The 19,098-nt window shown below is 68.6% G+C and carries 18 protein-coding genes and 2 tRNA genes; 5 read left to right on the top strand and 15 right to left on the bottom strand.

Annotated elements, in window-relative coordinates; all coding sequences use genetic code 11:
- Nucleotides 1-122 precede the first annotated feature (122 nt).
- On the top strand, nucleotides 123-1,847 hold the full coding sequence (locus ACQPY0_RS00100) for a VWA domain-containing protein (RefSeq protein ID WP_432982669.1): 1,725 nt from the start codon (nucleotides 123-125) through the stop codon (nucleotides 1,845-1,847).
- 2 nt (nucleotides 1,848-1,849) lie between these two features.
- Complete coding sequence (locus ACQPY0_RS00095) at nucleotides 1,850-2,368, top strand: YbaK/EbsC family protein (protein ID WP_432982666.1); 519 nt, start codon at nucleotides 1,850-1,852, stop codon at nucleotides 2,366-2,368.
- Here the strand turns inward: ACQPY0_RS00095 and ACQPY0_RS00090 are convergent.
- On the bottom strand, nucleotides 2,357-2,770 hold the full coding sequence (locus ACQPY0_RS00090; protein WP_432995888.1) for a SufE family protein: 414 nt from the start codon (nucleotides 2,768-2,770) through the stop codon (nucleotides 2,357-2,359). The two genes, ACQPY0_RS00095 and ACQPY0_RS00090, sit on opposite strands and share 12 nt — an antisense overlap.
- Before the next feature lie 29 nt (nucleotides 2,771-2,799).
- On the opposite strand from ACQPY0_RS00090, the gene ACQPY0_RS00085 reads away from it, so the two are divergent.
- A complete protein-coding gene (locus tag ACQPY0_RS00085) occupies nucleotides 2,800-3,369 on the top strand; it encodes a GNAT family N-acetyltransferase (protein WP_432982663.1) in 570 nt (189 codons plus the stop codon).
- Here the strand turns inward: ACQPY0_RS00085 and ACQPY0_RS00080 are convergent.
- The 3 genes from ACQPY0_RS00080 to ACQPY0_RS00070 all read right to left on the bottom strand — a co-directional run bounded on the left by ACQPY0_RS00080 (nucleotide 3,366) and on the right by ACQPY0_RS00070 (nucleotide 4,459).
- Nucleotides 3,366-3,791, bottom strand: coding sequence for a CBS domain-containing protein (locus ACQPY0_RS00080; RefSeq protein ID WP_432982660.1), 426 nt, complete (start codon nucleotides 3,789-3,791; stop codon nucleotides 3,366-3,368). The genes ACQPY0_RS00085 and ACQPY0_RS00080 overlap by 4 nt on opposite strands.
- Nucleotides 3,792-4,026: 235 nt before the next feature.
- A complete protein-coding gene (locus ACQPY0_RS00075; RefSeq protein WP_432982657.1) occupies nucleotides 4,027-4,182 on the bottom strand; it encodes an HAD family hydrolase in 156 nt (51 codons plus the stop codon).
- Entirely contained in the window at nucleotides 4,166-4,459 is a 294-nt protein-coding gene (locus ACQPY0_RS00070; RefSeq protein WP_432982654.1) for a hypothetical protein, read from the bottom strand. Before ACQPY0_RS00070 ends, ACQPY0_RS00075 begins: the two co-directional genes overlap by 17 nt.
- Nucleotides 4,460-5,451: 992 nt before the next feature.
- Here ACQPY0_RS00070 and ACQPY0_RS00065 point away from each other — a divergent pair.
- Entirely contained in the window at nucleotides 5,452-5,754 is a 303-nt protein-coding gene (locus tag ACQPY0_RS00065) for a hypothetical protein (protein ID WP_432982651.1), read from the top strand.
- A gap of 275 nt (nucleotides 5,755-6,029) precedes the next feature.
- Here ACQPY0_RS00065 and ACQPY0_RS00060 read toward each other — a convergent pair.
- The 6 genes from ACQPY0_RS00060 to gyrB all read right to left on the bottom strand — a co-directional run bounded on the left by ACQPY0_RS00060 (nucleotide 6,030) and on the right by gyrB (nucleotide 11,835).
- A tRNA-Ala gene (locus ACQPY0_RS00060) sits at nucleotides 6,030-6,102 on the bottom strand.
- Nucleotides 6,103-6,146: 44 nt separating this feature from the next.
- Entirely contained in the window at nucleotides 6,147-6,275 is a 129-nt protein-coding gene (locus ACQPY0_RS00055) for a DLW-39 family protein (RefSeq protein WP_345120593.1), read from the bottom strand.
- Between the two features lies 1 nt (nucleotide 6,276).
- Nucleotides 6,277-6,350: transfer RNA gene (locus ACQPY0_RS00050), tRNA-Ile, on the bottom strand.
- A gap of 138 nt (nucleotides 6,351-6,488) precedes the next feature.
- A complete protein-coding gene (locus ACQPY0_RS00045) occupies nucleotides 6,489-7,322 on the bottom strand; it encodes a DUF3566 domain-containing protein (RefSeq protein ID WP_432982648.1) in 834 nt (277 codons plus the stop codon).
- 3 nt (nucleotides 7,323-7,325) lie between these two features.
- Nucleotides 7,326-9,746, bottom strand: a complete 2,421-nt coding sequence (gene gyrA, locus ACQPY0_RS00040; protein ID WP_432995886.1) for a DNA gyrase subunit A — start codon at nucleotides 9,744-9,746, stop codon at nucleotides 7,326-7,328.
- Between the two features lie 145 nt (nucleotides 9,747-9,891).
- Complete coding sequence (gene gyrB, locus ACQPY0_RS00035; RefSeq protein WP_432982645.1) at nucleotides 9,892-11,835, bottom strand: DNA topoisomerase (ATP-hydrolyzing) subunit B; 1,944 nt, start codon at nucleotides 11,833-11,835, stop codon at nucleotides 9,892-9,894.
- Between the two features lie 433 nt (nucleotides 11,836-12,268).
- Here gyrB and ACQPY0_RS00030 point away from each other — a divergent pair, with 433 nt between their 5' ends.
- On the top strand, nucleotides 12,269-12,826 hold the full coding sequence (locus tag ACQPY0_RS00030; protein ID WP_432982642.1) for a hypothetical protein: 558 nt from the start codon (nucleotides 12,269-12,271) through the stop codon (nucleotides 12,824-12,826).
- Here ACQPY0_RS00030 and ACQPY0_RS00025 read toward each other — a convergent pair.
- The 5 genes from ACQPY0_RS00025 to dnaA all read right to left on the bottom strand — a co-directional run bounded on the left by ACQPY0_RS00025 (nucleotide 12,823) and on the right by dnaA (nucleotide 19,098).
- The gene (locus ACQPY0_RS00025) at nucleotides 12,823-13,398 is read right to left on the bottom strand and encodes a DUF721 domain-containing protein (RefSeq protein ID WP_432982639.1); all 576 of its coding nucleotides are present in this window, start codon (nucleotides 13,396-13,398) and stop codon (nucleotides 12,823-12,825) included. The two genes, ACQPY0_RS00030 and ACQPY0_RS00025, sit on opposite strands and share 4 nt — an antisense overlap.
- A complete protein-coding gene (recF, locus tag ACQPY0_RS00020; RefSeq protein WP_432982636.1) occupies nucleotides 13,331-14,443 on the bottom strand; it encodes a DNA replication/repair protein RecF in 1,113 nt (370 codons plus the stop codon). Before recF ends, ACQPY0_RS00025 begins: the two co-directional genes overlap by 68 nt.
- A gap of 3 nt (nucleotides 14,444-14,446) precedes the next feature.
- A complete protein-coding gene (gnd, locus tag ACQPY0_RS00015) occupies nucleotides 14,447-15,319 on the bottom strand; it encodes a phosphogluconate dehydrogenase (NAD(+)-dependent, decarboxylating) (protein WP_432982633.1) in 873 nt (290 codons plus the stop codon).
- 16 nt (nucleotides 15,320-15,335) lie between these two features.
- Nucleotides 15,336-16,466, bottom strand: a complete 1,131-nt coding sequence (dnaN, locus tag ACQPY0_RS00010; protein ID WP_432982630.1) for a DNA polymerase III subunit beta — start codon at nucleotides 16,464-16,466, stop codon at nucleotides 15,336-15,338.
- A 919-nt stretch (nucleotides 16,467-17,385) separates the two neighbouring features.
- Complete coding sequence (gene dnaA, locus ACQPY0_RS00005; protein ID WP_432982627.1) at nucleotides 17,386-19,098, bottom strand: chromosomal replication initiator protein DnaA; 1,713 nt, start codon at nucleotides 19,096-19,098, stop codon at nucleotides 17,386-17,388.

Raw genomic sequence — 19,098 nt, 5'->3', positions numbered from 1 at the left:
CACAGAGTTTCCAACCCGCAGTAATCGCGCTCCTGCGGACCGTGAAGACGGAGCGCGAAACTGCTTCACGATTGGCCGAACGCGTGACCCGAGAATCGCTTGTCTAGGGAATATTGGTACCCGTGAGAGGACGGCATCGGGCAGCGGACCTGCGCAGCAACGGGTTCGTCGCCCTCGCGGCCGGCATGATCCTTCCCCTCGTCGCCATCGGTGCCGTCTACGGCGGATATCGGGTCATGTCGACGTCGGGCTGCACGGGGACGGTTCGCCTGTCCGTCGCCGCCAGCCCGGAGATCGCGCCGGTGATCAAGGACGCGGCGGCCCAATGGGTGAAGACCGGGCCGCGCGTCGACAACGAATGCGTCGCGGTCGACGTGGTCTCGGTCGCCTCCGCCGAGGTCGCCGCGGCGATCTCCGGTGAGGGCGGGGCGACCGTGCCCGGCATCGGCCAGGCCGACGGCAAGACGCAGGTGCCCCAGATCTGGATCCCCGACTCGTCGATCTGGCTGCAGCGCATGCGTTCGGCCCGCGGTGACCTGGTGCCGCTCGCGGCGCCGTCGCTCGCCCGCAGCCCGATCGTCCTGGCCGTGCCTCAGCCGACCGCGAAGCAGCTCGGCTGGGACGAGAACAAGGTCACCTGGAAGCAGGTGCTGCAGCAGATCGTCGGCGACAGCCGGATCATCCCCGGCATCGTCGACCCCAACCGCGACTCGGTCGGCGTGTCGATGATGGTGGCCATGGCCTCGGTGAAGGACCAGTTCGGGCCGGAGGGCGACGCGCTCACGGTCGGGGCGGTGAAGTCGCTGATGTCGGGCAAGTCGGAGGAGCAGTCCGGCCTCGTCGCGCGCTTCCCCCGCGACGCCGACCCCAAGACGCTCTCCACCGCGGTGACCCTCGCCCCGCTGTCCGAGCAGGCGCTGCACGCCTACAACGCGGCCGGGCCGGCGGTGCCGCTCATCGCCGTCTACCCCGACCCCGCGCCGATCGCCCTGGACTTCCCGTTCGCCGCGATGCCGCGCCTGTCACCCAACCGCGCGGCGGCCGCCGAGCAGTTCCGCACCCAGCTCGCCGGCACCGCGTTCCGCAACCTGCTGGCCCAGCACAAGCTGCGCGCCAACGACGGCACGGTCGGCACGGGCATGACGCTCAGCCCGAGCGCGCCGCCCGGCGGGCAGGTGACTCCGGTGCCCGAGACCTCGGTGGTCTCCAAGGCCCTGCAGATGTGGGTCGAGATCAACCAGCCCTCGCGCATGCTCGCCGTCGTGGACGTGTCCGCGGCGATGAAGACGCCGGTGCCGAGCGCCGGCGGGATGACGAAGGAGCAGGTCGCCGTCCAGGCCGCCCAGGGCGGCCTGGACCTGTTCCCCGATTCGTGGGCCGTCGGGCTGTGGTGCTTCGCCACGGCGATGCCCGGCGGCCATGACTATCAGGAGCTCGTCCCGATCGGCCCGCTGACCTCGCAGCGCGACCAACTGCGCGGCGCGATCGGTGGCCTCAAGGCCACCGCCAAGGGCGGCAGTGGGCTCTATGACACGATCTACGCCGCCTACCAGACGGTGCTGCAGGGCTGGGACCCCTCTCGCGGCAACTCCGTCGTCGTGGTGACCGGCGGCAGCAACAACGACCCGAGCGGCCTGTCGCTCGACGGGCTGGTGAGCGCGTTACAGCGGGCCGAGCGCCAGGACCAGCCGGTGCAGATCATCATCATCGGCGTCGGGGCCGAGGTGAACCAGGCCGAGATGCAGCGTATCGTCGATGCCACGGGCGGCGCGGTCTTCGTCGCGCCCGACCCCTCGAAGATCGCCGAGATCTTCATGAAGGCCCTCGCACTCGACGACGGACGCTGACCTTGCGACTTGATCTCTCTCCGGCGCTCGACGCGCCGTCCCTGCTCGCCCTGCCCGTCCGCGACGCGCTGCCCAAGATCTCCGACGTCGACTCCGTGCGGGTCGCGCCGATCGACCCGGATCTTGCCGACACGGCGGCGTTCTGCGCGGCGTACGACGTCACCCTCGAGCAATCCGCGAACTGCGTGATCGTCGTGGGCAAGCCCGCCGGCATCTACGCGGCCTGCGTCATCCTGGCGACCACCCGTGCCGACGTGAACGGCACCGTGCGCAAGCTGCTGGGCACCCGCAAGGCGAGCTTCGCGCCGATGGACGACGCGGTCGGGCTCTCCGGGATGGAATACGGCGGGATCACGCCCATCGGACTGCCCGCCGACTGGCCGGTCTACATCGACTCCCGCGTCCCGGGCGTCGAGCAGGCCGTCATCGGCAGCGGCATCCGCGCCAGCAAGATCGTCCTGCCCGGCTCGGTGCTGGCCTCGATCCCGGGCGCCACCGTGGTCGAGGGGCTAGCCCTCTGAGACTTGGCGCTTGAGGCGCTGCAGGATCGCCGTCCCGCCCCGCACCCGCAGCGGGCTGATCGCGTTGGCCAGCCCCATCCGCTGGTAGAGGTCGTTCGGCACCGCCAGCACCTGCTCCACCGTGGCGCCCTCGAGCCCCTCGGCGAGGATGCCGGCGAAGGCGCGCGTGGTCGGGGCCTCCGGCGGGCAGTCGAAGTACAGCTGCACGGTCTTCGCCCCGGTGACCTCCGCCTTGAGGAAGAACGGCGTCTGGCACTCCGGGACCTGCTCCATGCCGGCATGCCCCTCGAACTCGGCCGGCAGCGGCTTCACGGCGTCGGAGTATTCCAGCAGCATCTCGAGGACCACGTCGCGCGGCGCGGACGCGAACTCGTCGACGATCGCGGCCAGCTTGTCGGGCATCTCCACCCTGTTAACGTACCGCTGTGCCGATGCTGATCGCGGATGTGATTTCGCCCGGAACGCTCACCGGGACGCGGCAGCCAACGCTGGCCGGCGACGGCGTGACGCTGCGCCCGTGGCGGCTCGCGGACCAGCCCGCGGTCGTCGAGGCGTATTCGGACCCGGGCATCCAGCAGTGGCACTGCCGCTCGATGACCCCCGACGAGGCGGCCGCCTGGCTCGCGGCGTGGCCGGAGCGCTGGACGACCGAGGCGCGGGCCGGCTGGGCGGTCACGACGGGGAACGACGAGGTGGCGGGCCAGATCAGCCTGCGGAACCTGATGCTCGCCGACGGGCAGGCCGAGGTGTCGTACTGGGTGCTGCCCGCCTTCCGCGGCCACCGGATCGCCCCGCGGGCCCTGGCCGCGCTGACCGGCTGGTGCTTCGCCACCCTAGGCCTGCACCGCCTCGAGGTCCGGCATTCGGTGCGGAATCCGGCGTCCTGCCGCGTCGCGCTGAGGTCGGGTTTCACGGCCGAGGGCGTGCAGCGCGGTGCGGTACTGCACGCCGACGGCTGGCATGACATGCACCTGCACGCGCGCCTTGCCACGGACTCCTAATTGTTAGGCTGCGCCTTGCTGATGCCGCCGAGCACCGAGTCAGGGTCGATCTCCTCGGCCAGGTCACCGATCGACACGATGCCGACGAGGCCGTTATTGTCGTCGCACACCAGCACGCGCCGGACCGCCTGATCCCGCATCAGCAGCGCGGCGGAGTGGATCGAGTCCTCCGGGCGTACGGTAACCAGCTCCTTGGTGAGGATCTCGCCGATCGTCGTCGCGGCCGGGTCGCACCGCTCCGCCACCGCGCGCACGACGATGTCGCGGTCCGTGACCAGCCCGGTGAGCTCCGGCCCGTCCGCCACCACCACGTCGCCGATATCCTGCTCACGCATGGTCCGCGCCGCCTCGGCCAGCGTCGTCTCGCTCGGCAGGTAGACCACGTTGGTGGTCATCACGTCCCGGACTGTCTGCATCGTCATGAGATTGCCCTCCCGACCGTCAATGCAGATCTGTTACCCACCCCGCGATTCGTTTAACGAACCCTACGATCGTCAATATGCCGCCGTCCCCAGCGTTCACACGACCGCCCGGCGTACGCCACCCGATCACCCTGGCCCCGGTGGCGCCAAGGCCGGCGGCCACGGCGCCTGCCGGGGCCGATCGCCCCTGAGCGGAAGCTCATCGACGAGTTCGACCCGGACGCGCTGCCGCCCCTCAGCTAACAAGCTCCGCCATGCGGTCAATGACGAAGTCGGCACCGGCGAGCTGAAGGCGTTCCCGCTTACCGCCCTTGTTCGCGAATCCAACGGTCACAACGCCGGCGCCCCGCCCAGCCTCGATGTCGCTGATCGAGTCACCGACGAACAGCACCTGATCGGACGCGACCGAGTTTGAGCAGCGCCAGATCCATGCCGTCGCAACGCCCCACCACCAGGTCAACGTGGTCGAAGAGCCCACGCCGGCGCCGATAGACCTCGACAGCCTCGACAGCGTTGTTGCTGACAATGCCTCCCCGCCGCCCCGATGCCCGCACGGCCGCGAGCACATCGTCCAGTCCGGGCGTGGCGCCGGCGGTCTCGGCAGCCGAAACCTCGGCCTCACGCACAGCGGCAGCAATCAGCCGAACCAACTGCTCATCGCCGAGCAAGACGGCTCCCTGCAGCACCTCCAACGGCCCCCGACCGCCAACGCGATGACCCGAGCGGCCGCAAGCGCACTCAGTTCCGCAGCGATGACCGGAGCCGGAGAGCACGCAAAGAGGTCGGCAACGGGCCCGTCAAAATCAAGACAACTCAGCACCCCGCACGACGTCGGCAAGCAATTCCGTCACTCCTCCGGACTACTTCCTGGTCACGCTGGCGAACAAGAATTTCGGATCAATCCGAGTGTCGCCACGAGCATCATGTCTTGGCCGCCATCGACCCAGTACACCTTTGCCTGGTAGATGCGGCCGCTGCGATCGAGCGTCGACCAGTCCTCCTGAAAGGCGACGTCAAGCCCCGAGGCGAGCTGATCTGCGCACTCGCGCCGCTGCACGCCGAACAGATCGACGCGAGTGCACCGCGGGGTTCATGCGCAACGGCACTTCGCGATGATGCTCATCGCCAGAACGTGGAGCCGCTGTACGGGTGGTCGAGGCGGACCGGAGCGCGACATCTCCGGCGAGGCTCTGATGGCCGTTCGCCGGAATGGGGAGCTGCGGTGAGGCTTCCCGGGTGCCTACCGGGCGGGCGCGCAACCGCAGGGCGCGCCGCGCCAGGCAGAACGCTGCGTCCGGATCTGGTCCCGACGATGTCGCAGTTTGACGCCTCCCGGGCGACGGGATGCTCAGCTTCGGCTGCCTGGTGTTGGCCATTGCCGCAGGTTGCGGCGAGATCGATACTGTGCGTGTGAGGCAGCGGATCTCATGATTTGGTTGCGCTGGCGGCGGGGTGAACGTTTCGTGGTGTCTTCGCCCCGGTCAGTGGACGACGCGCATGCCGACTGGACGACGGCCTCGCAGCTCATCGGGGCCAATTCGGGGCGAGCTTCGGACCCGCCGGGGTTGTGCGGGGCAGCGTCAGAGACAACACCATCGAGCTAGTGGCAATGCACGCTGGTCTGGGAATCACGTCGCCGACGGTTCTGCGGGGTCGGCTGGTGGCGACGAGCACCGGATCTCAACTGGACTACCGGCTGGGCTGGAACTTGCCCTTCCGTGTGCTCAGCACGTTCGTCATCGGCGTGTTCGTGCTGGCCTTCCTCATCAGTGCGGCAGCCGCGGTGTACCGCATCGTGACGGGCCATGTCGAAGCCGCAGGCGGTCCCGCCGTGGCTGCCGGGATCACGATCGCTATCGTTCTGCTCTTCCTCGGTCTCACGACAGTGGCACGATGGTTGAGCCGCGGCCAGGTGGCCCTCCTTCATTCCTGGGTGGCCGAGCGGCTTCAGCCGCAGAGCTGACCTTCTCGATTTCCGTCCACCCGACCAACGCATCAAAGAGAAGGCAGCACGACGAGCCGCAAAAGGTTCAGCGGGCGTCGCGGCACAAGACGCCGACCATCACGCTGGAGACCTATGTGCACTGGTGGCCGAAGCGCACCAGGCAGCGCGGGCTCATCGGCGCCGCACTCAGACAGGCGCCGGGGCGCAAATGGACACAGATCAGACCGGGCTGGTCCAACTTGGTCCGGGCGATCTTGGCGTCTGCGGAACTGCAGGTCAGACGCCGTTAAGGGTGGAAGCGAGGGGACTCGAACCCCTAACCCCCGCCTTGCAAAGGCGGTGCTCTGCCAGTTGAGCTACGCCCCCGCTCGCCGGGGTGGTGCGGGCGTGTGCCCGCGCCGGGCTACAGACTAGCGCAGGTCCGGGGCAGTCGTCGCCTCGTGCCAGAGGGCGCGCTCTTCGCTGGCGGCCTTGACGCGCTTCGCGACGTAGGCGGCGGCGCCGACGACGGCGACTACCAGAAGCACCTTTTTCCACATGTGGGGCTAGCTGGAATCGAACCAGCGACCTCAGAGTTATCAGCTCTGCGCTCTAACCGACTGAGCTATAGCCCCGCTAACACCGGTTTCGCATCCCTCGTCTGAAGGCGCGCCTCGCGGTGCGAACAGAAGGTTACCGTACCCCATGCGCCCGCCTCAAACCGGTTCCCCCCTGGCGCGGCGTGCCGGGCGCCAGGGGTGGAAAACCGCTGGTCAGTCCTTTTCGGCGAGAGTGAGCTCGATGCCGCCCACCAGGTCGGCGCACACGTTGTAGATGAACGAGCCCAGCGTTGCCAGGGCCGTGAAGAGGACCACGTTGACGACGCCCAGGAGGGCGGCGCCGCCGATGACGCCCTTCGCGGTGATGCGGAACGTGTCCTGGCCCGAGCCGCCGGTCGAGTTGACCAGGTCAGCCAGGAGTTTGTTGATGCTCTTGAAGACGTCCATCGCGTCCAGGGCGAGGTAGAGCACCGAGGTCGCGACGATCAGGACGACGAAGAGGACGAAGCTCACGGCGAAGGCGAACTTCATCACCGACCACGGGTCGATGCGCTTGAGGTGCAGCCGGGCGCGGCGCGGGCCGCGGCCGACGGCGGAGCTGACGGTCTTGCGGGCCGCTCGGACGGCCTCCGTGACGCGGGCCGAGCCGCTGACCGCGGGGGCCGGCGTGTTGATGGCCTGGGTGGCCGCAGCGGCCGGAGTTCGCACCGCGGCGCGGGCGATCGCGGACACGCTCGCGGTGCCGGTGGCCGAGCCGCTGGTCGGCGCGGTGCCCGGCATGGACACCGGTGGCGGCGTCGGGCCGGAACCGGGCGTCTGGATCGGCACGGTGAGCGAGTCCGGCGGCGGGGCCATGCCCGGGGCACGCATGAACTTCGGCGTGCCGCCGGTCGTGGTCTCGCCGGCCGGGCCGGCTCCGTTGATCGAGCCAGGCTCTCCACCGGCGGCAGGCGCCCCCGAGTCAGATCCCGTCATGGCAGCCTCTCCGGCCTGCTTGGCCTCATCGGTTGCCGAGGCGGTCCCCGACTTCGCCTGTGTGTCAGTCATCAACTAGTCCTGTTCGTCGGGCTCATCGGCGTTGCGGGCGATCGCGACGATGGTCACACCCTCAGGAAGGTCCATTAGCTTGACCCCCATTGTGTTCCGATCCCTCGTACGCCGTACAGGCTTCACGGGAGTCCGGATCACGCCACCATTCGAGGTGATGGCGAACAGCTCGTCATCCGGACTGATCACCACCGCGCCGACGAGACCACCGCGCCGCGACGTGATTTTAGCGGTGAGGACGCCCTTGCCGCCGCGCCCTTGCACCGGATATTCCTCGATGGGAGTCCGCTTGGCAAAACCACCGTCGGTGGCCACCAAAACGTCCAGATCCATCCCCTCGCGCACAACCTCCATGGCGAGCAGCTCGTCGCCGTCGGTGAACCGCATCCCGATCACACCCGAAGTCGCCCGGCCCATGGGCCGAAGCGCGTCGTCGTTGGCGGTGAAGCGGATCGCCTGCGCCTGCTTGCTCACCAGGAGCAGGTCGTCGGCCGGGCCGAGCAGGGCGGCACCAACCAGCTCGTCTTCGTCGCGCAGGTTGATCCCGATGATGCCACCAGACCGGTTGGAGTCGAACTCCTCCAGCTTGGTCTTCTTCACCAAACCATCCTTCGTCGCCAGGACGAGGTACGGCGCCACCTGGTAGTTCGGGATCTCGATCACCTGCGCGATGTGCTCGTCGGGCTGGAAGGCGAGCAGGTTGGCGACATGCTGACCCTTGGCCGCCCGGCTCGCCTCGGGCAGCTCGTAGGCCTTTGCCCGGTAGACCCGACCTTTATTCGTGAAGAACAGCATCCAATCGTGCGTGGAGCACACGAAGAAGTGGCTGACGATGTCGTCCTGTCTGAGTGTCGCACCCGAGACGCCCTTTCCGCCGCGCTTCTGCGAGCGGTAGAGGTCGACCTTCGTGCGCTTCGCGTAGCCGGTCCGCGTGATGGTCACCACAACGTCCTCGCGGACGATGAGGTCCTCCATCGAGACCTCGCCGTCGAACGGGATGACCTGCGTGCGGCGGTCGTCGCCGCGGCGGGCCACGATCTCGGCGAGCTCCTCGGAGATGATCTGCCGCTGCCGCTCGGGCTTGGCCAGGATGTCCTTGTAGTCCGCGATCTCGATCTCGATCTTCGCCAGCTCGTCGAAGATGCGCTGGCGCTCCAACGCCGCGAGGCGGCGCAGCTGCATGTCGAGGATCGCGGTGGCCTGGATGTCGTCGATCTCGAGCAGGTTCATCAGGCCGGTCTTGGAGTCCTCGGCGCTCGGCGAGCGCCGGATCAGGGCGATGACCTCGTCGAGCATGTCGAGGGCCTTGACCAGACCGCGCAGGATGTGCGCGCGCTCCTCGGCCTTGCGCAGCCGGTAGCGGGTCCGCCGCACGATGACGTCGATCTGGTGGGCGACGTAGTAGCGGACGAACTGAGCCAGGTTGAGCGTGCGGGGCACGCCGTCGACCAGCGCCAGCATGTTGGCGCCGAACGTCTCCTGCAGCTGCGTCTGCTTGTAGAGGTTGTTGAGCACCACCTTGGCGACCGCGTCACGCTTGAGCACGATCACCAGGCGCATGCCGGTGCGGCCGGAGGACTCCTCGCGGATGTCGGCGATGCCGGCGAGCTTGCCCTCCTTGACCAGGTCGGCGATGCGCTCGGCGAGGTTGTCGGGGTTGACCGCGTAGGGCAGCTCGGTCACCACGAGGATGGTCCGGCCGCGGACGTCCTCCTCGACCTCGACGACGGCGCGCATGCGGATCGAGCCGCGGCCGGTCCGGTAGGCGTCGATGATGCCGGCCGTGCCGACGATGAGGCCCTTCGTGGGGAAGTCGGGACCCTTGACGATCTTGATCAGCTCGTCGAGCGTCTCGGCCTCGTCGGCGTCGGGGTGGTCCAGGCACCACTGCACCGCCGCGGCGATCTCGCGCAGGTTGTGCGGCGGGATGTTGGTCGCCATGCCGACCGCGATGCCGGTGCTGCCGTTGACCAGCAGGTTGGGGATGCGCGACGGCAGGATGGTGGGCTCCTGGGCCCGGCCGTCGTAGTTGGGGACGAAGTCGACGGTCTCCTCGTCGATGTCCCGCAGCATCTCCATCGCGAGCGGGTCGAGGCGGGCCTCGGTGTAACGCATGGCCGCGGCCGGGTCGTTGCCCGGCGAGCCGAAGTTGCCGTTGCCGTCGATCAGCGGGTAGCGCAGCGACCAGTTCTGGGCCATGCGTACGAGCGCGTCGTAGATCGAGGCGTCGCCGTGGGGGTGGTAGTTGCCCATCACGTCGCCGACGACGCGGGCGCACTTCACGTAGCCGCGGTCGGGGCGGTAGCCGCCGTCGAACATCGCGTAGAGGATCTTGCGATGCACCGGCTTGAGGCCGTCGCGCACGTCGGGGAGGGCCCGGCCCACGATCACGCTCATCGCGTAGTCGAGGTACGACCGCTGCATCTCGACTTCGATGCCGACCGGCTCGATTCGACTGGCGACCGCAGAACCACCCTCGGCCGGAGTCTCTTCCGGGTTCTCAGGGGTGGGAGTCGGTTCCGTCACGCTGAATATTCCTTCTCTTTAGCCAGGTCTTCTCGCCGGAAGATCAGATGTCGAGGAACCGGACGTCCTTGGCGTTCCGCTGGATGAACGAGCGGCGGGCTTCCACGTCTTCGCCCATGAGGACGCTGAAGAGCTCGTCGGCGGTTGCCGCGTCGTCCAATGTCACTTGGCGCAGCATCCGGGTCTCCGGGTTCATCGTGGTCTCCCACAGCTCCGGGTAGTTCATCTCGCCCAGACCCTTGAACCGCTGGATGTCGTCCGGCTTGGCGTTGGGCTTGGACCGCTGCCGCAGCTCGATCAGGCCGTCGCGCTCGCGGTCGGTGTACGCGTATTGCGCGTCGTCACCCTTCTTGTTCCACTTGATCTTGTACAGCGGGGGCGCCGCGAGATACACGTGCCCGAGCTCGATCAGTGGCCGCATGAACCGGAACACCAGCGTCAGCAGCAGGGTCTGGATGTGCTGGCCGTCCACGTCGGCGTCGGCCATCAGGATCAGCTTGTGGTAGCGCAGCTTCTCGATGTCGAACTCGTCGTGGATGCCGGTGCCGAGCGCGGTGATGAGCGCCTGGACCTCGTTGTTCTTCAGCACGCGGTCGATGCGCGCCTTCTCGACGTTGAGGATCTTGCCGCGGATCGGCAGGATGGCCTGCACGCGCGGGTCGCGGCCCTGCTTGGCCGAGCCGCCGGCCGAGTCGCCCTCGACGATGAACAGCTCGCAGTTGCGCGGGTCGTTGGACTGGCAGTCGGCCAGCTTGCCCGGCATCGAGCCGGACTCGAGCAGCGACTTGCGCCGCGCCAGCTTGCGCGCCTGCGAGGCGGCCAGGCGCGCCCGGGCGGCCTGCGAGGCCTTGGTGATGATGGTCTTGACCTCGGCCGGGTTGCGGTCGAACCAGTCGACGAGCCACTCGTTGCACACCTTCTGCACGAAGCTGCGCGCCTCGGTGTTGCCGAGCTTGGTCTTCGTCTGACCCTCGAACTGCGGGTTGGACAGCTTCACCGAGATGATCGCCGCGAGCCCCTCGCGGATGTCCTCGCCGGTGAGCTTCTCGTCGCCCTTGAGCAGCTTCTTGTCCGCGCCGTACTTGTTCACCACGGAGGTGAGCGCGCTGCGGAAGCCCTCCTCGTGGGTGCCGCCCTCGTGGGTGTTGATCGTGTTGGCGAACGTGTAGACGCTCTCGCCATACGACTCGTTCCACTGCATCGCGATCTCCGCCGCGATGCCCTCGCCCTCGGCGCCGAACTCGATCACGGAGCGGTGGATCGGAGTCTTGGTCGCGTTGAGGTGCCGCACGAAGTCGGCGATGCCGCCCTTGTAGCAGAAGACGACCTCGCGTTTCTCGTCCGGCACGTCCGGGCGCTCGTCGCGCAGCGCGATGGTCAGGCCCCGGTTGAGGAAGGCGTACTCCTGGATGCGCCGGTAGATCGTCTCGTAGACGAAGACGGTCGTCTCGAAGATCGTCGCGTCCGGCCAGAACGTGACGCTGGTGCCGGTGCGGTCGGTCGGCTCGCCCTTCTGCAGCGGGTCGGGCTTGGAGTTGTTGTACCGCTGGCGCCAGACGAAGCCGTCCTTGTGGATCTCCAGGTCGATGCGGGTGGACAGCGCGTTGACGACCGAAATGCCGACGCCGTGCAGACCGCCGGAGACGGCGTAGGCCTTACCGTCGAACTTGCCGCCGGCGTGCAGCACGGTCAAGGCGACCTCGACACCCGGCTTCTTCAGCTTCGGGTGCAGGTCGACCGGGAAGCCGCGGCCGTTGTCCACGACCCGAACGCCGCCGTCCGCCAGCAGCGTGACCTCGATGGTGTCGCAATAGCCGGCCAGCGCCTCGTCGACCGAGTTGTCCACGACCTCCCACACCAGGTGGTGCAGGCCGCGCTCGCCGGTCGAGCCGATATACATACCGGGCCGCTTACGGACCGCCTCGAGCCCCTCGAGGACGGTGATCGAAGAGGAGCCGTAGGACTGTTCGGGCTTGTTAGCTACCACCCTCGGTCGCTTTCTCGCACTGGCCGGCCGCGCGGTGGGCGCCCCGGGTCTCGTGCGGAGTCGGTGCGGGCGCGCCCGGGGGCGGCAGAAGGCACGCCGAAGGCCGGCGCCGCTGCGGCAGCGGCCTGACCATGGCGGGCCGACCACCGCTGTGACGCACACGCGGGATGTGATCGACTGTTCTGTGAGCCGATGCAATCTTACTGTGTCGGTACGACATTTTCGCATCGGGACGGCGCCTGTAATGGTCGTAGGGGCCCGAACGATGCAGGGCGAAGGTCCCCCTATGCAGGAGGGGTCCTGGCGCCTGGTGGCGGGCGGCACAGGCAGTACGGCATCCGGATCCGGCTTTTGGAGCTTCCGGGGGTCGCGCAAGGGGCCGTTCGTGCCGTATGTTCCCCGCCGCGGGGGCGGGCGAAAGATGAGGGGTGCGATGGGGCTGGACAACGTCGCCGTGCAGTGGCCGCGCACCGGTCGGTTCTACGACCCGGTCGCGCCGGCCGAGTTCGTCGACTTCGCGGACCTGGCCGAGAAGCTGCCACTGCACGCCGGGCCGGCCGCCGCGCTCGCCGACCACGTGGCGAAGACGGGCACCGTCCGCGTCACGGGATACACCGAGCTGGTCGACCTGCTCTTCGGGCTCAACGGCGTGCTCTTCGCCACAGATGCGGCCGCCGAGGATGAGGATCCGGTCATCAGCCCGGACGACTGCGCCTGGATCGCCGGCGGGCTGGAGCGGTTCGTCAACGGCCACCAGGAGCACGGCGACGAGATCACCTTCGAGACCGTGAGCGCGGTGCTGCGCAAGGCGCTGGAGGGCTCCCGCCTCGCCGAGCAGCAGCTGCGGTGGCTGCAGAGCCGGCTCGACGCGCTGCGGGACGACGCCGGCAACGCGCCGCAGTGGTCGTACTCCATCTCCGAGCTCGACGTGCTGGCCAAGTTCTACCGCCGCTGCGCCAACCGCGGCTTCGCGGTCTACGCGGACTTTTAGCCGTACGTGTCCCGGGGCCCTCGCCCCCGGATGCGCCGCGGCCCGCTGCTCCACGACGGCGTGCTCGGGCCGTGGATGTGCAGCCGCTTCACCACGTTGTGGCCGACCTCACGCGCGATGCCGGCCAGCATGCGGGCGGCCAGCATGCGCAGCTGGGTGGCCCACGCCGTCGACTCGGCCTCGATGGTCAGCTCGCCGTCCTCCAGCTTGAGCGGGCGGCTGTGGGCGGCGATGTCGGCGCCGACCACCTTGTCCCACTCGCCGAAGATGCGCGCCTCGGCCTTCGGCCGCGCCCAGCCGCGCTGCTTGACCAGGCGCTCGAGGACGTTGCCGAACAGCTGCGGATCGCGGGGGTCCGGGCCCGGTCCGGTGTACCCGCCCCGCCGGCGCGTCTGCCCGTCGACAACGGGCTTCCGGCGCGGCTTCGCGCGGTGCTTCGCCAGCGCGGCCTCAACCGCGGCCCGGGCCAGCTCCGGCCCGGTCTGTTCGGAATTATCGGAATTGTTAGACACGTCGCACCTCACCCCCGCCGACCTCGAAGCGCGCCCCGCGCAGGGCCGACGGCACATCATTCTCCACCGCGCAGGTCACGATCACCTGGCTCGCCCCGCCGACCAGCCCGGCGAGCCGGTCCCGCCGTCCGGCGTCGAGCTCGGCGAACACGTCGTCGAGGATCAGGACCGGCTCGACGCCGTCGTCGCGCAGCAGCTCGTACGCCGCCAGCCGCAGCGACAGCGCGAACGACCAGGACTCCCCGTGGCTCGCGTAGCCCTTCGCCGGCAGCTCGCCGAGGGTCAGCGTGAGCTCGTCGCGGTGCGGCCCGGCCAGCGTCACGCCACGCTCGATCTCCTGTTGCCGCGCCTGCGTCAGCGCCTCCAGCAGCGCCGCCTCGAGGTCGTCACCGAGCGGGAACGACGCGTTGTAGGCGATCCGCGCGTCGGAGCGGCTGGCGCTGACCGCGGAGTACCCCTTGGCCACGTGCGGCGCGAGCGCCTCGACGAGATCGAGCCGGGCGCGCACCAGCGTGGCCCCGTGGCGCGCCAGGTGCGTGTCCCACACGTTCAGGGTCGACAGGTCGCCGCCGCGGCTGCCGCCGGTCTTGCGGGCCAGGTACGAGCTGCGCAGGAGCGCGTTGCGCTGCTTGAGCACCCGGTCATAGTCGGAGCGCACGCCCGCGAAGCGGGGCTGGCGGGCGACGAGCAGCTCATCGAGGTACTGCCGCCGCTCTGAAGGGTCTCCGCGAACCAGCGAGAGATCCTCGGGGGCGAAGAGCACCAGGCGCAGCGCGCCGAGAATGTCGCGCGTCCGGGTGACGGGCGAGCGGCCCAGGCGCGCCTTGTTCGCGCGCCCCGGCTCGATCGAGAGCTCGATCAGCAGCTCGCGCTCGTCGTGGACGACGGCGCAGCGGACGACGGCGCGGCCGGCGCCGAAGCGCACCAGCGGCGCGTCGGTGGCGACCCGGTGCGACTCCAGGGTCGCCACGTAGGCGAGGGCCTCGACGAGGTTGGTCTTGCCGACGCCGTTTGGCCCGACGAGCACGCACGGCCCGGGGCCGAACTCGACGACCACCCGCTCGTAGCTGCGGAAATCGACGAGCTCCAGGCCCCGGACGTACAAAACTCAGTCCTTCTTGACCGCGTGGCCGCCGAACTGGTTGCGCAGCGCGGCGACGGCCTTCATGGCCGGCGAGTCGTCCTGGCGCGAGGCGAAGCGGGCGAACAGCGAGGCGGCGATCACGTTCATGGGCACGGCGAGGCGGATGGCCTCCTCGACGGTCCAGCGGCCCTCGCCCGTGTCGTCGGCGTAGCCCTTGATGCCGGCGAGGTCCGGGTCCTCGTCCAGCGCGCGGTCGAGCAGGTCCAGCAGCCACGACTGCACGACCGAGCCGGCCCGCCAGCTCTTGATGACCTCGGGGATGTTGTCGACGTACTCCGACGCCTCGAGCAGCTCGTAGCCCTCGGCGAAGGCGTGCATCATGCCGTACTCGATGCCGTTGTGGACCATCTTCGCGTAGTGCCCGGCACCCGGGCCGCCGGCGTGGGCGAAGCCGAACTCGCCGGCCGGCTTGAGGCCCTCGAAGATCGGCATGCAGTGTTCGACGTACTTCTTCTCGCCGCCGACCATGAGCGCGTAGCCGTTGGTCCGGCCCCAGATGCCGCCGGAGACGCCCACGTCGAGATAGCCGATGCCCTTGGCGCCGAGCCGCTCCGCCCGCGGCTTGTCGTTGCTGAATCGCGAGTTGCCGCCGTCGATCACGATGTCACCGGACGACAGCAGGCCCGCGAGCTCGTCGATGGTGGGCTCGGTGAACTGCACCGGGACCATGATCCACACCACGCGCGGCGCGGCGAGCTTCTCGACGAGTTCGTTCAGGGACGCCACATCGGTGACGTCCGGGTGGTGGTCGTAACCGATGACCTCATGCCCGGCGGCGCGCAGCCGTTCGCGCATGTTGAAGCCCATCCTGCCCAGGCCGATGAGACCGAGCTGCATTTGTGGTGCCTCCGAATCAGCTGCCGATGCGAACCGGCATGATCAAGTACCAGTACCCAGGGATGATTTCTCCATCATCCTTGGCCGGGGACATGACCGCAGGCTTCTTCGGGTCGGTGAACGACAGAACGGCGATCGGGGCATCGAGGGCCTTGAGGCCGTCGAGCAGGTACTGGTGATTGAAGGCGATCGTCATCGGCTCGCCCTCGTACTGGCAGTCCATCGCCTCGCTGGCCTTCGCGTCCTCGCTGCCGCTCGCCTCGACGACCAGACCGTCGGTGCTGAAGGACAGCCGCACCGGCGTCTGGCGCTCGGCCACCAGGCCGACGCGCCGGACCACCTCGTTGAGTGCCGCGACCGGGACCCGTGCCTGCGCGTTGTGAGTGTCCGGCAGCAGGGCCCGGACCTTCGGGAAGTCGCCGTCGAGCAGGCGCGACGTCGTGCGGCGGGACCCGCCGGCGAAGCCGATCATGCCCTCGCCGATCTTGCCCCGCGACAGCGCGACCGACACCTGGCCACCGAGCGGGCCGAGGGTCTTCGCGGTGTCGTCCAGGGTGCGGGCGGGCACCAGGGCGGCGAGGCTCATGTCGGGCTCGTCCGGGTGCCACATCAGCTCGCGTACGGCCAGCCGGTAGCGGTCGGTCGCCAGCAGCGTGAGCTTGGTGCCCTCGATCTCGATCCGCACGCCGGTCAGCATCGGCAGGGTGTCGTCGCGACCGGCGGCGATGGCGACCTGGGCCACGGCGCCGGCGAACACGGCCGACTCGACACTGCCCGCGGACTCGGGCATCTCCGGCAGGGTCGGGTAGTCCTCGACGGGCATCGTCGGCAGCGTGAAGCGCGCGCTGCCGCAGGTGATCTCGACGTGCGCCCCGACCGCGGCGACGTCGACCGGCTTGGCCGGCAGCGCCTTGGTGATCTCGGCGAGCAATCGGCCAGACACCAGCGTGGCGCCGTCGGCATCGGCCTGGACCTCGACGGTGACCTGGCTGGAGACCTCGTAGTCAAAGCCGGACACCTGCAGACGGCCGTCGGCGACGCGCAGCAGGACGCCGGCGAGAACTGGCACCGAGGGGCGGCTGGGCAGGCTCTTGGCCGTCCAGGCGACGGCATCGGCGAGCGCGTCGCGCTCGACTCGGAACTTCATCGCGGTCCTCCCGCATTCTCTTCGGTACTACATGTTCGCCGCTCGTCGCGCGCCAGGTCCCGCAGCCGCCGGGTTTTCGCTCCGGGGCGTACGTCCTGGCGGCAGGCGCCGATGCCGCGTCGGGTGCTGTGGGTCCGATTCTCGCCGATGTGCATGGGAGCTTCGTCGAGCGGTGGCCTGCGGTCTCGGCTCGTCCGGTCAGGCTCGCTCATCGAACCTTAGGGCCTCCCGGCACGGATCGTGCACCGACCCCGCCGAGTCCGGCGGCCCGAACTTGTCCACCAACCGATGATTGCTTTTTCTCTCTTCTTAAAAGAACTTACCTTCGTAATCATAGGTGGTGTGGAAACTGTGGATATCCCTCGTTTTCGCAGCTCAAGGCACTTGTCACCCTTTGGATGAGCTGTGCATGGAGCGGTGGATACAACCCTGTGGATTGTGGACAACGGGTTATCCACAGGCGTTGTCCACAGGCTGTCCACCGGTAATCCCCAGGGTTTTTCCACTTCTGTGGATAACGTATGGCCCGAAGTTTGCTCACGTTAAGTAGCTGTCGAGTCACTCTTCGGATACATCCACATGTCTTCCACACGAAATCCCCAGAAGTTATCCACAGCCTGTGGGTAACGCTTGTGGGCAATCCGTAGTCACCCGGTCACTCACCCTCGGAATTTGGCACAAACGAAGTTATCCACAGGTTTTCTGTGGACAGCGTGTGGATACTGTGGACAACCATCGCCGCCGGGATTGCCCGAGCCTGTGGATCGCCTGTGTACAGCGTGTGGATAACTTGGGGCCACATGGCGACTAGTACCAGGTCAGGCTAGCTGTGACACCGGTGGAAAACCCGTTGTCCACACCCTGTGATCAACGCCGGTGGACGAACGGATCCTGTGGAAAAGGCTCGGGTTCGCGCCCGTCAGGTCGTCTGCTTGATGCGGTTCGTCAGCTCGGCGATCTGGTTGTAGAGCGAACGCCGCTCGGCCATCTGCTGCCTGATCTTGCGGTCGGCGTGCATGACGGTGGTGTGGTCGCGGCCGCCGAAGGCCTGCCCGATGCGGGGCAGGGAGAGTTCGGTCAGCTCGCGGCAGAGGTACATCGCCACCTGGCGCGCGTTCACCAGCACCCGCGAGCGGCTGTGCCCGCGCAGGTCCTCCAGGCTCACCCCGAAGTAGTCCGCTGTCGAGGCCATGATCTGGTCCGCGGTGATCTCCGGCCCGGAGCCGTCCGGGATGAAGTCACGCAGGACCTCCTCGGCGAGGCTGAGCTCGACCGGCGAGCGGGTCAGGTTGGCGAACGCCGTGACCCGGATGAGCGCACCCTCCAGCTCGCGGATGGACGAGGCGATTCGCGACGCGATGAACTCCAGCACGTCCGGCGGCGCGAACAGCCGCTCCTGGGCCGCTTTCTTCTGCAGGATCGCGATGCGCGTCTCGAGGTCCGGCGGCTGGATGTCGGCGAGCAGGCCCCACTCGAACCGCGTGCGGAGCCGGTCCTCGAGCGTGGCCAGCTGCCGCGGCGAGCGGTCGGAGCTGATGACGATCTGCTTGTTCGCGTTGTGCAGCGTGTTGAAGGTGTGGAAGAACTCCTCCTGCGTGCGCTCGCGGGTCTCCAGGAACTGGATGTCGTCGATCAGCAGGATGTCGACGTCGCGGTAGCGGCGCTGGAAGGCCTGCGTCTTGTCGTCGCGCAGGGAGTTGATGAAGTCGTTGGTGAACTCCTCCGTCGACACGTACCGCACGAACCGCGCGTTGCCCAGCATCGTGGCGTACTGCCCGATCGCATGCAGCAGGTGCGTCTTGCCCAGCCCCGAGCCGCCGTAGATGAACAGCGGGTTGTAGGCCTTGGCCGGCGACTCGGCGACGGCGACCGACGCGGCGTGCGCGAAACGGTTGGACGCGCCGATGACGAAGGTCTCAAAGGTGTACTTCGGGTTGAGCCGGTTTCCCGCCGAGTCCCCGGCCGGCGTGGTCGCGCCCCGGCGGTCCTCGCGGCCGGTGCCCGGCGTCGACGGGCGCGGCGGCGGCAACTCGTCCAGGGGCGGGTCGTTGCGGTCGTACTGCTTGAAGCGGCCGGCCTCGGACGCGGCCGCCTCCACCGCGGTCCCGGAGTATTCGCTCCGCCAGGAGTCTGGAGGCTTGCTCTCGGACCGCCAGGAGTCGGCCGGCTTGTTGTTGTCGCCCGGAAGGTCGAACAGGCGGTCGTGCTCCGGACGGTGTACCTCGGCGTGCCCGCGGTACACCTCATGGCCTCGGGTGTCCGCCGGCAGCTCGAGCGATGTCTGCTCCATCGGGCTCGGGCCCGGCTCGCGCAGCGACGCCGACGCGCCGTTGGACCAGTGGGAGGCGGACGGGGCCGGCAGCGAGGGCGCGTCCTCGGGCGGGCGGACGGTCACGGCGACCTGGATGGGCCGGCCGAGCAGGTGTGAGAGCGCCTCGGTGATGACCGGGCGGAGCCGGCTCTCGATCATGTCGCGCGAGTACGGGTCGGGCACGGACAGCAGCGCGGTGTCCTCGACGATCGCCCGCAGCCGGGTCATGCGCAGGTACGCCCGCTGCTGCGCCGAGTCGAGCCCGTCGGCGAGCTGGTTCGTCGCTGCATGCCAGATCGCTGCGAGGTCGGTGTCCGTCAC

This window comes from Dactylosporangium sp. CA-233914, from assembly GCF_050942935.1.
Taxonomy (GTDB): domain Bacteria; phylum Actinomycetota; class Actinomycetes; order Mycobacteriales; family Micromonosporaceae; genus Dactylosporangium.
This window is presented reverse-complemented; position numbering and strand designations above follow the sequence as displayed.

Bases quoted from the DNA above. Each gene is read 5' to 3' on its own strand.
- dnaN (WP_432982630.1), bottom strand. From the start codon at position 16,466: ATGAAGTTCCGAGTCGAGCGCGACGCGCTCGCCGATGCCGTCGCCTGG.
- ACQPY0_RS00055 (WP_345120593.1), bottom strand. From the start codon at position 6,275: ATGTGGAAAAAGGTGCTTCTGGTAGTCGCCGTCGTCGGCGCCGCCGCC.
- ACQPY0_RS00030 (WP_432982642.1), top strand. From the start codon at position 12,269: ATGGGGCTGGACAACGTCGCCGTGCAGTGGCCGCGCACCGGTCGGTTC.
- gnd (WP_432982633.1), bottom strand. From the start codon at position 15,319: ATGCAGCTCGGTCTCATCGGCCTGGGCAGGATGGGCTTCAACATGCGC.
- gyrA (WP_432995886.1), bottom strand. From the start codon at position 9,746: ATGCAGCGGTCGTACCTCGACTACGCGATGAGCGTGATCGTGGGCCGG.
- ACQPY0_RS00085 (WP_432982663.1), top strand. From the start codon at position 2,800: ATGCTGATCGCGGATGTGATTTCGCCCGGAACGCTCACCGGGACGCGG.
- ACQPY0_RS00090 (WP_432995888.1), bottom strand. From the start codon at position 2,770: ATGCCCGACAAGCTGGCCGCGATCGTCGACGAGTTCGCGTCCGCGCCG.
- ACQPY0_RS00025 (WP_432982639.1), bottom strand. From the start codon at position 13,398: ATGATGTGCCGTCGGCCCTGCGCGGGGCGCGCTTCGAGGTCGGCGGGG.
- ACQPY0_RS00045 (WP_432982648.1), bottom strand. From the start codon at position 7,322: ATGACTGACACACAGGCGAAGTCGGGGACCGCCTCGGCAACCGATGAG.
- ACQPY0_RS00080 (WP_432982660.1), bottom strand. From the start codon at position 3,791: ATGACGATGCAGACAGTCCGGGACGTGATGACCACCAACGTGGTCTAC.